We start from the raw sequence: 13,794 nt of genomic DNA, 5'->3' as shown, positions 1-13,794 counted from the left end.
GTTTGGTCTCTTCAGACGCAACTCCGTTATATTAACACGGCTTTTTTAGTTTGTCAAGACCTTTTTTACTTTTTCTTCCTCTTTCTGGAAGTTCTCTTCCATCCGCTGGCTGCTTCTCGCTTTTGTTCCCCCGCGGTGGAACTTTATTATATCTTGTCCAGACTTTTTTGTCAACAGAAATTTTATTTATTTTTTATATTTCTGCAACAATTCCGTTTATCCGTAAATTTTCTGCAACTCACAGACAAAAAAAAGAAACCTCAACCATCCCAGGATTCTTTTTTGTTTATATGGTAGAGAAAACGGAGAAAGAGGGATTTGAACCCTCGCGCCGCGTAAACGACCTACACCCTTAGCAGGGGCGCCTCTTCAGCCTCTTGAGTATTTCTCCACAGTCTGAACATATCCTCTACCAATATAAAGTTTTGCGTGTTTGTCAACGACGCATATATGATTATATCGAAAGGAATTCCATTTGTCAATTCCTTTTTTCCATTTATTTCACAACAAATGCACAAAGAAATAGCAGGCAGATACAAAATTCTCTCTGGTCATCATCATACAGCGCAGAAGCAGTCAACAATTATTTATGGCAGGCGCTGACCGCAGTCTCATAGAGATCGTTTCCGTCACTGTCAATGACGACTATAACAGGAAAATCTTTTACTTCCAGCTTCCGAATCGCCTCTGTGCCCAGATCATTGTAGGCGATCACTTCCGATTTCACGATTGACTTGGACAGAAGAGCGCCGGCCCCGCCTACGGCTGCAAAGTAGACTGCTTTGTTTCGTCTGATTGCAGCCTTTACTTCCAGAGAGCGTTTTCCTTTTCCAATCATTCCTTTTAAACCGAGATCCAGAAGCGCCGGTGTATATTTGTCCATCCGGCTTGCTGTCGTAGGACCTGCGGATCCGATCGCTCGCCCCTCTCTTGCCGGAGATGGCCCCATATAATAAATAATATTGCCTTCCAACTGCATCGGAAGTGCATTGCCCTCTGCCAATGTTTCCTGCATACGTTTGTGCGCGGCATCCCGCGCCGTATATATCGTACCCGTAAGATACACATAGTCCCCTGCACACAGAGAAACCATATCCTCTTCTCTGACAGGTGCCTGAATATATTTTTCCATCTTATATCCTCCGGAGTCAGACGACTTGTTCTTTCCGAAACTTATTGTAATTCTTATTGCCATTTTAAGAAAGAAATGTTCCCGGCAGAACAATATACTGACTTCTCAGTAATAAAAACCACTATATATAGAAGAAATATGGTTTTCATTTTTTAATATCCTGTTTCATATTCTATAATTCTATAATAGATGTCTTATGACGATTTCATATTACAGCATTGGACACGGTTGATGTTCAGATCGTTCGTTCACAATGCCTGTTTACATGACAGCAGATATTAATACCTACCGGAAGTCCTGCTATATGAGTGGGATAGGTATCAATATGGACTGCCAATGCTGTAACACTACCGCCAAGCCCTCCGGGGCCGATGCCGGAAGCATTGATTTCATCCAGTAGTTGTTCCTCCATCTCTTTCACATAAGAGATCTCTGAATGTTGTCCTGTAGGCCGCGTCAACGCCTTTTTTGCCATAATTGCGCATTTCTCGAAAGTGCCGCCGATTCCGACCCCCACAACCATTGGCGGACAGGCGTTGGGACCCGCGTCTTTCACCGCAGTCAGCACGGCATTTTTGATTCCTTCTATGCCGTCCGCAGGTTTGAGCATGAATACTCTGCTCATATTCTCACTTCCGAATCCTTTCGGCGCTACCGTGATCTTTACCCGATCTCCCGGTTTTATTTCGTAATGGATGACCGCCGGTGTATTATCCTTTGTATTATCTCTAAGACACGGATCTTTCACAACGGACTTGCGTAAATAACCGTCTCGGTACCCCTGTCGCACTCCTTCATGGATCGCATCCTCCAGGATGCCGCCTTCAAAATGAACTTCCTGACCGATCTCCATAAAAATGACTGCCATACCTGTATCCTGACAGATTGGAATCTCATCTTCTTTTGCAATCCGCAGGTTATCCTGAAGCTGATGCAAAATCTGCCTGCCAAGAGGAGACTGCTCTTCCGCCTGCGCCTTTTGCAATGCACTGTTCATATCTGGTGTCAGACTATAATTGGCTTCAATGCACATTTCCTTAATGTTCTTTATTATCTCCCCTAATGGTACAGTTCTCATTTTTCTGTCCTTTCATCTGGCATATGACCGATACCGGTCATAATCTTTCTTACTGCAACAGCCTTTGATGTGAATTCCTTCCTCCGTATACTCTGTATTTTGAATGAATGCATGTTCCATTAAATATGACATTACATGCCCTTCTTCATAGGGAATTATAAACTCGGCCTGCTCGTAATTGGCAAACAGCTTTCTGCCGATCAGCTCTGCCAGTAATTCTAAGCCGGAACCGGTATTCGCAGACATATATATACGATTCTCACCTGTCACTTTAGGAAAATCTTCCATACAAAGATCTGCCTTATTCATAATATATATAACCGGTATGTTGGAGCATCCAAGCTCCGCCAGTGTTTCCTCCGTCACTTTCATCTGATTCTTATAGTTAGGATCAGAATAATCAACAACGTGCAAAAGCAGATCTGCGTTTTCAATCTCTTCCAGGGTGGAGCGAAAGGCTTTGACCAGCGCCGTCGGCAGCCTGTGTATGAAGCCTACCGTATCAGAAAGCAGAAATCTGCGATTTTCCGGCAATTCGATTCGCCTCACAGTCGTATCCAAAGTAGCGAAAAGCATATCCTTTTCCAGTACCTCTTTCACTTCATCCTGATTATAACATCTGATAAACCTGTTCATTAGGGTAGACTTTCCTGCATTTGTGTAGCCGACAAGTGCTACAATCGGAAGTGCGGAAGCAACTCTTTTCTTACGCTGTGTTTCCCGTTCTCTGGAGATCACTTCCAGCTCTTTTCGAAGCTCTGACAGTCTATGTTCAATTTTCCGCCGGTCTAATTCCAGTTTTTTTTCACCCGAACCTTTGTTGGCAAGACCACTCCCGCCACCCTGACGGCTGAGCGCTTCATGAATGCCAATCAGTCTTGGAAGCAGATATTGGAGTCTGGCAGCCTCAACCTGCATCTTGGCTTCCTTGGTTCTCGCACGGGTCGAGAATATTTCTAAGATCAAAGAAGTTCTGTCCAAAATCGGCATGTGAATCATCTGCTGCAAATTGCGCAGCTGAGAAGGGGAAAGCGAATCGTTAAATATAATGACATCCGCATCTGTATCCACGGCAAATTCCTTCAATTCATCGACTTTCCCATATCCGAGATACAGAGATTTATTGACCATACTCATCTTCTGGGTCAAAATTCCCGCAACTTCCATATTGCAAGCCTCTGCCAGATTTCCGAGCTCTTTCATTGAACAGTCGAAATCGTCTTCGTCCTCTCCTGTGTTTGCGCCTGCCAGAATCACACGTTCCTTATTCTTCCCGGCTTCTGCCATTCATTGTTCTCCTTTTCTTTTTAATTCTCTCAACTGCAATCGGTTGTATCCGATCATAATCATTGGATTGCTGCCAGTCTATCGTTCCCTGCCATTTTACCACATCAATTCCCCGGCTGACGCCTGTCTGTTCAAATTCATTTTTTCCCAGAGCGACATCTGTAGAAACGCCAACATCTTCCCGCAGCTCCTATTTTGCCGGTATGATTTCGATCCAGTAACCGTCCGGATCAGCAATAAAATAAATTCCCATATCCGTATTCTCATAGCAGATACAATCCATTTCTTTATGTTTTTTATGTGCCTCATCCATGTCATCTACCTGAAAAGCAAGATGAAACTCATTGTCCCCCAAATTATAAGAATCTTTTTCCCAATCCCTGAGCCAGGTGAGCTCCAACTGATGAACTGTTGTACCATCTGTCAGAAACGCCAGCTCAAAGCTGCCGTCAGAGGCCTCTTTTTTTCTGGCAACCGTCAGCCCCAACGCCTCCTCATAAAACTTTAAAGATTTTTCCATGTTCACTACATTAAGATTGTTGTGTGCGAATGTAAATTTCATAATTATCATCTCCTTTTGTTAAAGACTACAATTTGGCAACCTTTATGTCAAGATGAATCTTTTCATTGAATCCCTGCCGTAAAAATGTTAGAATACATTTGACGACAATACAAAAGAAGAAAGGAGCTTGTCATGTATCCGATGGATTCTGAATATCAGACAGGGATTGCTGTTTTGGATGAGCAGCACAGCCAGTTATTTCGTCTGACCGATGAGGCACAGACATTACTGAAAGATGAAAACATGCTTTATAAATTTGATGATCTTGAAAAGATTCTGAAAGAGATCAGAGACTACACCTTATCTCATTTTGTAGAAGAAGAATCTTTTATGACAGGGTTCTCATATACGAAAATGGAAGAACATAAACATCTCCATCAAATTTTTATCGATAATCTGGACCAAATTGAAAGAGAAGTTACCCGGATTTCTCTCGGCACACAGGATTCTATTCTTGCACAGCTTCTCGAATATTTGACGGAATGGCTGCAAAAACATATTTTAGTCATCGATCAGGAGATGGTGAGAGCAGCTGGTTCTGAGAAATGATCGATGTTTCACAGATTCTATAAAAATTTTAATTTTTTTGCATTTTTTCTTTGACATCGGACAGATTTTATTGTATTATGTATTTCGGTAAATGCAATAAATCACATCGGCGTGTGGCTCAGCTTGGTAGAGCGCTACGTTCGGGACGTAGAGGCCGCAGGTTCGAATCCTGTCACGCCGATTTTTGTTATTTTAATGATTCATTGTGTTTGTGAAAGTACCTGAAAGTAGCCATTCCATTGTGGAATGGCTACTTTTTTACACCTTTTCTTTGATATTAAAGTCTTCCATTATAGTATAGTATTGCTGTAATATGGTCTAAAATTTTCCTTAATGTTTCAAAATATCGTTATAGTCACTATAATGGGCAACAATAACCATAAACGGAACCATTCAGAAAAAGGAGAAAGCCTATTATGAGTACAACACAGCCAATCAAAGACAGAGCAGCACTTAATACCTTTAAAAATTATTATCTGCACCAAAAGCCGAATATTCGAAACCACGCTCTCATTATCCTTGGTTTAAACACTGCTCTGCGCATTTCCGATATTCTGCAATTACGCTGGTCGGATCTGTTCAATGACAGTACGCAGCAAATGCAGGAACATCTGGAAGTAAAAGAAAAGAAAACCGGGAAAATCAACATCATTGCTGTCAATCAGACAGCAAAGCAGGTTTTACTGGAATATAAAGAGCAGGTATTTCAAAAAAATCCCTATAACAGAGATTCTTATCTTTTCTTAAGCCGCAAAGGAAAAAATAAACCGCTCAGCCGCTCTCAGGCATTTCGTATTATAAAGGAAGCGGCATTCGCTGCGGGACTCTTCTCACATGTCAGTTGTCATTCCATGCGCAAGACATTTGGCTATCACGCCTGGAAGCAGGGTACACCACCCGCCCTGCTGATGGATATATACAATCATTCTTCCTATAAGATTACCAAAAGATACCTCTGCATTGAACAGGATGAGAGGGACGAAGTTTATCGAAACATTCTTCTTTAGTCTGAAAGATCTGACTCCTATACTTTCTTGTATCCCAATACAACAATTTGATACATAGTGTTGCATTTTATGTGAAGCTGGACCGGTGTTCTCCGGAGACACCGGATACAGATTAGCAAATAATGGCACGGGCAAATGGATTTGCCTGTGAACACATGGCAAAAGCCGTAAAACAAGGAGGTAAATTTATGAGTATGGTAGTACAGCACAATCTGACAGCGATGAACGCTAATCGAATGCTTGGCATCACGACAGGAAAGCAGGCAAAAGCAACCGAAAAACTCTCTTCCGGTTATAAAATCAACCGTGCGGCAGATGACGCAGCAGGCCTTTCCATCAGTGAGAAAATGAGAAAACAGATCAGAGGTCTCACACAGGCTTCCGTAAATGCACAGGATGGCATCAGTGCTGTGCAGACAGCAGAAGGCGCTCTGACAGAAGTTCACGATATGCTTCAGAGAATGAATGAACTGGCCGTAAAGGCTTCCAATGGTACAAATTCCGAGACAGACCGTCAGTCTATCCAGGATGAGATTGATCAGCTCGTGACAGAGATCGACCGTGTCTCCGAAACGACAAAGTTTAACGAAACCTATCTGCTTAAAGGGAAAGAGACCGGAGCATCCACAGAGATGAAGACGAACGCGCATGATGCTGGTATCGTAGGAAAACTGGTTGATAATGGCTCCACAGCGACATTCTCACTCGATAAAGAACTTGAGGACGGAGACAAGATTAAAATCGCCGGAGAAGAATATACGATCGGTGGCGCCGGTGCCGGAAAGAGCGGAGGTGCAATCCTTGATCCGGATGAAATGAATACAGATACGACCGGATACGCGATCAGCACAGATGCGGCCTTTACCACTGCTACACTTGCAGCCGGTGACAGCGTCACTTACGACGGCAAAACTTATAGCCTAGTTGACAAACTCGCAGTGGATGATATTGCCTGGGCAACAGGTGATACCTTTAAAATTGGAGATCACTTCTATAAGATCGCAGCTGCCAACGGTACACAGGACGGCGCAGCTGAAGCAACAGCACAGGAAATCACCGAAGCTGACGCAAAGAAAGCCATTGCTGATGCACTGGCTGAAGGAAAACAGGTTACCGGAGGTACGACCGGTGTAACTGTCAGTCAGGTAAAAGATGGCACAAACGCAAATGCAAATGCCAGAGTGACAACAGGGGTACAGATCGTTGCTTCTTTGGAAAAAGGAGAAATCAGTACTGCAAAACTGGCAGATTTAAAGGTACCGACTGTTGCCAAAGCCGGTGCTACAGATGGCAAAGGCGGTACGGCAGCAGTCACGTTAAAAGCGGGTGACAGTGTTACAGCAGGCGGTGTGACAACTACCGCTACCGCTGCAGCTGCAACAGCGGCTAAAGATGCCTATGATGCGATCGACGCATTGGTTGCAGGTAATACAGTTAAAATTGGTACTGACGTCGATGCGGTTACCTATACAATCGTTGACGAGGCAGATGTCGATGAAGCAGCTTTTAAATTAACCAAAGAAGAAATTCTTGCCAAAATTCATGACGGGGATACTGTCAGTGCTAACGGCGGGGCGGCTATGACCGTCATAGGCGACATTGGTCTTCCCGAGAAGGAAGGCAGTACTGCAAAAACAATCTCCGCATCAGAAGCCTACGACATGATTGCCAAAGAACTTCAGACGGCAAGCAGTATCGGCACCGACGAAGGAAAAGAAGCGGCTGTGACAGGTGACGGAAAAGGTAACTTCACAATCACAAAGGGCACGGCTACCGTAAAAGAGAGTCTCTCCTTTAATCTCCACGTAGGCGCCGACGCCGATATGACAAATAAAATCAATGTCACAATCGACGCAATGAGCGCAGTAAGTCTCGGAGTCAGAGGATTAGATGCAGTCGGCAGAGATGAGAACGGCAAGACATTCAATGATAACGGCGTTTCCGCAACTTATGCGATTGATGTCATCGCAGATGCCATCTCCAAAGTGTCCGCGCAGCGCTCTGCCCTTGGTGCAGTCCAGAACAGACTGGAGCATACAATCAACAACCTCGACAACGTTGTGGAAAACACAACATCCGCAGAGAGCCAGATCCGTGATACCGATATGGCGACGCAGATGGTTGAATACTCCAAAAACCAGATTCTGGCACAGGCAGGACAATCGATGCTGGCACAGGCAAACCAGTCCAATCAGGGCGTACTGTCCTTACTTCAGTAAACGATCAGAAGTTAAATACTACAACAATCATAAGAGCGGCTGCATGGCCGCTCTTTTGTATCGTAAAACTATATTTCTGATGTCTATATATCTCTTGTCGTCATGTTCAGGAGGTATTGCTTTTTCGGATTAAGCAACGCCGCTAAAAAGCAGAAAGCACTGTTTGACATGATCATCGCCTTACACATGCTCATCAGCTGAAGATCCCTGTAATTATTTCCGTTATTGTTTCCTTCTATATAAGTCACATCCGAAAAGTATGGAAACCCCATGGCTTCCGCATTCTGACGACACCAGTCTATATCGTCGGAAAATACGAACAGGTGCCAGTTGGCAGTACAGGAAGCAATAAAGGTATTCACAGATCCCCGATAAAATTCCGCGTCAAGCGACCACCCGAGTGTCACATAATCTCCCCGTCGAATATGAATAGACAGAGAATTTGTATTCATGATCTGCCCGGCATAATTCCAATTATGTTTCTCTGTAATTTCAGGAAAGCTCAATTCCTTTAAAAATATGTCCTTATATTTCAGAAACCAGTTTTTATTAATCCAATATCCATGATAATAGACATCTCCCGGCGCTCCAAAGAGGACAGGATCATATTGATTACAATCTGCGTATATCACTTTTCCATCAAATGGATTAAACTTTTTGTAGGTATCTTCCACCTCGGAAATCAGATACATTTCTATACCATTTTCACATAAGATTTGTGGAATGCTCTTACCAGCATTCTTTTGTTCAAGAATATAATTCCATACTTCGTCATCAAAGCATTCACTGAGCATGTGCGGTTTGAGACCAAATACTTTCCCAAGTTCATATCCATTGTGAACTGTGTTCAATGCAAAATAACTATCATCCAGATACATGACCTCACCAGAGTGAGATAACTCATAGTGTCTGGCAAAAATATATTGAAACGTCTGATTGGCAAGGCCACCGTTCAAAAATTGAACTTTCATTTAATTTCCTCTTCTCTCTGCCATCAGGAAAACTTTTTCTGAATTTCTTCCTCTAATAACACTAATTCCTGATCGCCCGGTATGAATGTTTTCAACTGTTCCAATACCTGATATGCCTCTGCCGTCATGTTTTGATCGAGCAATATCCGGAGTTTTCCTTTAATCTGTTCTCCCAACGCCCGCATTTCCGGCGACACGGTTTCCGTCTCCAATTTTTCTTTCTCCATCTCGACATAGAGCTTCGTATACATCTTGATAATCGGATCAAAAGATGGGAAAACACCTACCGCCGCTTTCAGGCAGGCACTAATCTCCTGCCTGTCTCCTCTTTCATAAGCCTGCAAAAGATTTCTCAAACGTACCGCCGCGCGACAGGGCTGTGTAAGCAGCTCCATTTCACCTTCAAACGCATTGTCCTTGTAAAACTGACGGTAAAAGGCAAGACATTTGTCTGAAAAACTGCGGAAACTTTCCTGAAAAGTATCAAATCTACCGTCGGTTCCAAAGATGACCGTCGCCTCGGCCAGTTTCATATAGAAGTAGTCTCGTCTCACTGCCAGTTTCTCACTTATCATTTCTTCTTCATAAACAGACAGTGTATTCGTAACAAACTGAGCACGATTTAATATTTTCTTGTAATCACTGTTCGTAAAGAACGCATCGATACCCAATTTCCACTGATCAAAGGGAATCTTCTCAAACTGAGGCCCTAAATTTACATGATTTTTTTCTGCTATCGTGAAGACAATATCATCCAGCTGGAAAATGTCTGTGACATAGTGGAACATGTTTTCATAATATTCATTCCAATCTACCTGCTCACCTGCATAATCGGCATAGAGGATTTTCAGGTACCATGTATAATGATTGAACGTCGACACCTGCGAAAAGATCCGGGCAACACGGTAAAATTGTTCTCTTTCTTTCTCATCGGATGAATTCTTCTTCTGCTCCATCGCCAACAGCTTATCCCAGGGCTCCCGGAAGCCTACTCTACCGGTCATCGTTTCAGCCATACGGACAAATTCTTCCTCATATGGCAGATGTGACATGGCATCTATCACCTCATTGACAAACCCACGGTAAAGCATAAGTGTGCCGTCCCAGTCTAATTCCCAGAAATACTTTTTGAGTATTGTCGTATCATTTCTGTAAAGACCACACAAAATATAATAACAGAATGCGCTGCCCTTGCCCATCGCAGTAAACGCATACATGACAAAGATCGCTTCCTGCTGCATCCTCGCATCTTCGTCATCTTTAAATAAGTTATAAAATTCGACATATTTTTCACAGCTTTTCTCTGCCTCAGCGTAATTTTCCTGTTTAAAGAATACTTCCGCCAGCAGATTGTAGAGCCGCATCTGGCACATCTGATTATTTCTCTTATCTTTCAGTGCCTTTTTAATCGTCCGCTCAGCCCGCTCATAGTAGGCAGACAATACTTGTGCTTCTGCCATACCACAATATAAGGCACCTCGTTCTCTGTTGATCTCAAGATCATCGAAATCTTTGAAGTGTTCTAGCCCGTCTTTGGCAAGCTCCTCCATCTTCTGAAATTCTTCCGCTGCCCGATATTCCTGCAACAGATGCGTCCACCAGCGAATTGTATTTTTTTCTTTTTCAATCATTTTCAGGAGAAGTACAATATTACGCCGGATATGTTTTCGCTCTTCTTCTTTTGATTCATAAATATATCCAAAATGTTCCACTGTACAATGCAGCAATTTACAGGGATCATACAATGGAGAAAAATATTCATGGATCATACTGACAAACTTAACGCCTTTGTCCAGACGGACCATTCGAGATACCCAGGCGTCCGTATACAGTTTTCTGTCATAACGCATATAATTCCTCTGGTTATAGCAGGCATAGAAATATTTTTTATATTCGCCGGTTAAGAAAAAATCTTCGATCTCCTTTGTATCAAGAAACCACTCATCATCGTCGATATAGAGAAACCATTCGCCGGTAGCCTGCCTCAGTCCCGCATTCCGTGCTTTGGAAAAGTCGTCACACCAAGTAAATGGTACAAATTTATCCGTATATTCTGACATCAGCTTTTTGACTTCTTCATTACAACCGGTGTCGACAATGATCAGCTCACTGTCAACTTTTTCCATCAGCGGTACCAGCGAATCAAGACACTTTTTAATAGTTTTTTCTCTGCCGGAAGACAACAGGGAAATGGTAAGCAACGGTTTTTTCTTTTTCATAAGTTCCCTCCATGAAACAAATTGTTATATTATAAAACAAATATCAGATAAGCGAAAAAGAAAGAGCGGTTTTGACGCCGCTCTTTCCTGAGTAAACCGATTTATGCGGTTGCTCTTTCTGTTGTTGTACATAAATCCTAATGGATTACTGAAGTAAGGACAATACACCCTGGTTGGACTGGTTAGCCTGTGCCAACATGGACTGGCCAGCCTGTGCAAGAATCTGATTCTTGGAGTACTCAACCATCTGAGTTGCCATATCTGTATCACGGATCTGGCTCTCTGCAGATGTTGTATTCTCTACAACGTTATCCAGGTTGTTGATGGTGTGCTCAAGTCTGTTCTGTACAGCACCGAGGTCGGAACGCTGTGCGGAAACTTTCTGAAGAGCTTCCTTAATTGTCTCGATTGCGCTCAGCGCATTCGTATCATTGGAGCCATCTACTCTGAGGCCTACGATACCAAGACCCTTAGAGCTCATGGACTGAAGGTTCAGTGCGATCTGGTTGTTAGTCGTTGCGTCAGCACCAACATGAAGTTTGAGCTGAAGAGGACCTGTAACATCCTGATTTGCTGTAACTTTTCCAGCCATTGCTGTCAGTGCAATCTTGTTACCAGCTGCATCATATACTGCACCTGCACTGGAGTTAGCTGCCCATGTTCCGGATGCTGCTGTGAAGTAGTTATTCAAAGCGTTAGCAGCGATGCCGTTACCATCTGCATCATAGAACTTCTCGCTCTCACCAACTGTAGCTGCTGCTTTATCAACTCTGCCAGCCGTTACGTTTGCGCTGTATACACCGTCAGCTGCGCCGCCTGCTGCAATACCACTTGCTGTAATCGTAGCAATGATGTTACCTTCTGTATCTCTGACGTTAAACTTCGTCGGTGAAGAAGATGTAGCTGTGATTGTATATTTATCAGCTACTGCACCGTTCAGGGAAATGCTGTAACGAACTTCCTGAGCTGCAGCCGGATCATTCTTGTCTGTTGTCAGTTCTGCTGTAATATTCAGACCCTGTTTAACAAGAGAGTTAGCAATGTCGTTCTGAGCTCCAGCGGATGTTCCTGCATGGAAGCTGATTGTTGCTGTCAGACCAGCATTACCTGTTGTCAACGCACCAGCAGTACCGTTTGTCTTAACAACTGCTGCTGTAGAAGCTGCTACCGAATTGTAGCTGTAAGAATATGCTTTTGTCACATTCTTGTCACCCTTTAACAGGTATGTCTCGTTGAATTTGGTTGTCTCAGCAACACGGTCGATTTCAGTTACGAGCTGATCGATCTCTGCCTGGATAGCATCACGGTCGGAAATAGACTGTGTACCGTTGGAAGCCTTAACTGCCAGCTCATTCATTCTCTGAAGCATATCGTGTACTTCTGTCAAAGCACCTTCTGCTGTCTGCACTGCGGAGATACCATCCTGTGCGTTTGCGGAAGCCTGTGTAAGACCTCTGATCTGCTTTCTCATTTTCTCAGAAATTGCAAGACCTGCTGCATCATCTGCTGCACGATTGATCTTATAACCGGAAGATAACTTCTCTGTTGACTTAGCCTGTGCTCCTGTCGTGATACCTAACATTCTGTTAGAGTTCATTGCTGTCAGGTTGTGTTGTACTACCATACTCATAAAATTTACCTCCTTGTTTTTCGGCCTTTGCCGATTATAAACTCATAGACAATTCCCTTTGCCTATGTTGTTACTGTGATGATTTATAATATCCGGGGCCTCTAGAAAGCCCCAGCTATTACATCATACTCTGCATGTAACACAACTTTCTGTATCATTGTGTTGTGTTTTATGCTTTACACCTTTTATATCGGTGCAAAGATAAAATACTTTATAGGCAATTTAAAAAATTTTTAATTTTTTGATCAGTATTCTATTTTCATGTGTTTCTGCTTACATATGATATAAAATAATATATGGAACAAATCATTTGAAAACAGCCCGGACCTTACATATAATAGTAAAATGTGATTCACCTGCCAGATCTATAGATATTTCGGTAATTTACAAGGCGGACGATTGAAGCGTACTGGACGTACGATGATTGAGGATAACGCAGAAAATTACCGAAATATCATGGTTCAGAGCGTATGTCCTCTTGTCCACTGAGGGTATCATGACTGATTGTATTTTTCTTCTTATTATAGTAGATACAGACATCGGTATTGAAGATATTTGATGGCCCTGATCTTTTCATCATCATTGGTATCTATATATGGAAAATGACTCATATCGCATGAGATTTCTGATATATGTATAAGATGTCAGAAGCAAACAACCTATAATAAATAACATTTGTATTTAAATTATATAAGAAAAAACTGCTTGAAATTTTTATTTAATTTTCTACCTGAAAAAATATTGAAGTTCCTGATTAAAAGTACCCACTCCAACACCTATAAAATCAAATCTAAATTTAATCAAATACATCTCTCTTTCTGTCCCTTATAAAGTGTTTGAATGCTGTTTCTCATGGATATGCACAGGGTGACAAAGGCGGCGTCATGTTATCGTACTTTGGCTTTGGCAATCCCCGCATTTTCCACGATTAACAAAGATTTCTCACCGCAATTCCCTTATTTATATAACATATGGTATTAAATATAATTCTGAGGATAAAAATATCTGTAGAAATAACTATTTTTTAATCTTACAAAAGCATATATTATTAATTTAAACTTTAATGCGAATTGGGCACTCATTTTCTCTGTTTTTCCTTTCGGCATTATTAAAAACTAACACGACATAGCCATGCAGCTA

At 42.4% G+C, this 13,794-nt stretch carries 11 protein-coding genes and 2 tRNA genes; 4 read left to right on the top strand and 9 right to left on the bottom strand.

The window, feature by feature from the left end; genetic code table 11:
- Positions 1 to 303: 303 nt before the first annotated feature.
- The 6 genes from V1224_15745 to V1224_15720 form a co-directional block, all read right to left on the bottom strand.
- A tRNA-Ser gene (locus tag V1224_15745) sits at positions 304 to 391 on the bottom strand.
- 192 nt (positions 392 to 583) lie between these two features.
- Entirely contained in the window at positions 584 to 1,132 is a 549-nt protein-coding gene (locus V1224_15740) for a Fe-S-containing hydro-lyase (protein WWR15895.1), read from the bottom strand.
- Positions 1,133 to 1,367: 235 nt separating this feature from the next.
- Positions 1,368 to 2,210 (bottom strand): fumarate hydratase, encoded by an 843-nt coding sequence (locus V1224_15735; protein WWR15894.1) that lies wholly within the window; start codon positions 2,208 to 2,210, stop codon positions 1,368 to 1,370.
- 12 nt (positions 2,211 to 2,222) lie between these two features.
- A complete protein-coding gene (gene hflX / locus V1224_15730; GenBank protein ID WWR15893.1) occupies positions 2,223 to 3,497 on the bottom strand; it encodes a GTPase HflX in 1,275 nt (424 codons plus the stop codon).
- Positions 3,475 to 3,600 carry a hypothetical protein gene (locus V1224_15725; protein ID WWR15892.1) on the bottom strand — a complete coding sequence of 42 codons (126 nt, stop codon included), beginning with the start codon at positions 3,598 to 3,600 and terminating at the stop codon, positions 3,475 to 3,477. The genes hflX and V1224_15725 overlap by 23 nt, the downstream gene beginning before the upstream one ends.
- Positions 3,601 to 3,687: 87 nt before the next feature.
- On the bottom strand, positions 3,688 to 4,059 hold the full coding sequence (locus tag V1224_15720) for a VOC family protein (GenBank protein WWR15891.1): 372 nt from the start codon (positions 4,057 to 4,059) through the stop codon (positions 3,688 to 3,690).
- Between the two features lie 141 nt (positions 4,060 to 4,200).
- Here V1224_15720 and V1224_15715 point away from each other — a divergent pair, with 141 nt between their 5' ends.
- From V1224_15715 to V1224_15700, 4 genes are all read left to right on the top strand, one after another.
- Entirely contained in the window at positions 4,201 to 4,608 is a 408-nt protein-coding gene (locus V1224_15715) for a hemerythrin domain-containing protein (protein ID WWR15890.1), read from the top strand.
- 107 nt (positions 4,609 to 4,715) lie between these two features.
- A tRNA-Pro gene (locus V1224_15710) sits at positions 4,716 to 4,789 on the top strand.
- A gap of 235 nt (positions 4,790 to 5,024) precedes the next feature.
- Entirely contained in the window at positions 5,025 to 5,615 is a 591-nt protein-coding gene (locus V1224_15705; protein ID WWR15889.1) for a tyrosine-type recombinase/integrase, read from the top strand.
- Positions 5,616 to 5,809: 194 nt separating this feature from the next.
- Complete coding sequence (locus V1224_15700; GenBank protein ID WWR17506.1) at positions 5,810 to 7,834, top strand: flagellin; 2,025 nt, start codon at positions 5,810 to 5,812, stop codon at positions 7,832 to 7,834.
- Between the two features lie 83 nt (positions 7,835 to 7,917).
- Here the strand turns inward: V1224_15700 and V1224_15695 are convergent, their stop codons facing one another.
- The 3 genes from V1224_15695 to V1224_15685 all read right to left on the bottom strand — a co-directional run bounded on the left by V1224_15695 (position 7,918) and on the right by V1224_15685 (position 12,654).
- A complete protein-coding gene (locus tag V1224_15695; GenBank protein ID WWR15888.1) occupies positions 7,918 to 8,805 on the bottom strand; it encodes an alpha-1,2-fucosyltransferase in 888 nt (295 codons plus the stop codon).
- 23 nt (positions 8,806 to 8,828) lie between these two features.
- Positions 8,829 to 11,024, bottom strand: a complete 2,196-nt coding sequence (locus tag V1224_15690; protein WWR15887.1) for a glycosyltransferase — start codon at positions 11,022 to 11,024, stop codon at positions 8,829 to 8,831.
- A gap of 145 nt (positions 11,025 to 11,169) precedes the next feature.
- Positions 11,170 to 12,654 carry a flagellin gene (locus V1224_15685; protein ID WWR15886.1) on the bottom strand — a complete coding sequence of 495 codons (1,485 nt, stop codon included), beginning with the start codon at positions 12,652 to 12,654 and terminating at the stop codon, positions 11,170 to 11,172.
- Positions 12,655 to 13,794: the final 1,140 nt, after the last annotated feature.

Source organism: Lachnospiraceae bacterium JLR.KK008 (assembly GCA_037015955.1).
Lineage (GTDB): Bacteria > Bacillota > Clostridia > Lachnospirales > Lachnospiraceae > VSOB01.
The sequence above is the reverse complement of the archived record's forward strand: the minus strand, read 5'-3'. Positions and strand labels throughout refer to the sequence as shown.

Excerpts from the sequence above, each read along its gene's own strand:
- hflX (WWR15893.1), bottom strand. The coding sequence starts at position 3,497 with ATGGCAGAAGCCGGGAAGAATAAGGAACGTGTGATTCTGGCAGGCGCA.
- V1224_15720 (WWR15891.1), bottom strand. The coding sequence starts at position 4,059 with ATGAAATTTACATTCGCACACAACAATCTTAATGTAGTGAACATGGAA.
- V1224_15735 (WWR15894.1), bottom strand. The coding sequence starts at position 2,210 with ATGAGAACTGTACCATTAGGGGAGATAATAAAGAACATTAAGGAAATG.
- V1224_15705 (WWR15889.1), top strand. The coding sequence starts at position 5,025 with ATGAGTACAACACAGCCAATCAAAGACAGAGCAGCACTTAATACCTTT.
- V1224_15695 (WWR15888.1), bottom strand. The coding sequence starts at position 8,805 with ATGAAAGTTCAATTTTTGAACGGTGGCCTTGCCAATCAGACGTTTCAA.
- V1224_15690 (WWR15887.1), bottom strand. The coding sequence starts at position 11,024 with ATGAAAAAGAAAAAACCGTTGCTTACCATTTCCCTGTTGTCTTCCGGC.
- V1224_15700 (WWR17506.1), top strand. The coding sequence starts at position 5,810 with ATGGTAGTACAGCACAATCTGACAGCGATGAACGCTAATCGAATGCTT.
- V1224_15685 (WWR15886.1), bottom strand. The coding sequence starts at position 12,654 with ATGAGTATGGTAGTACAACACAACCTGACAGCAATGAACTCTAACAGA.
- V1224_15740 (WWR15895.1), bottom strand. The coding sequence starts at position 1,132 with ATGGAAAAATATATTCAGGCACCTGTCAGAGAAGAGGATATGGTTTCT.
- V1224_15715 (WWR15890.1), top strand. The coding sequence starts at position 4,201 with ATGGATTCTGAATATCAGACAGGGATTGCTGTTTTGGATGAGCAGCAC.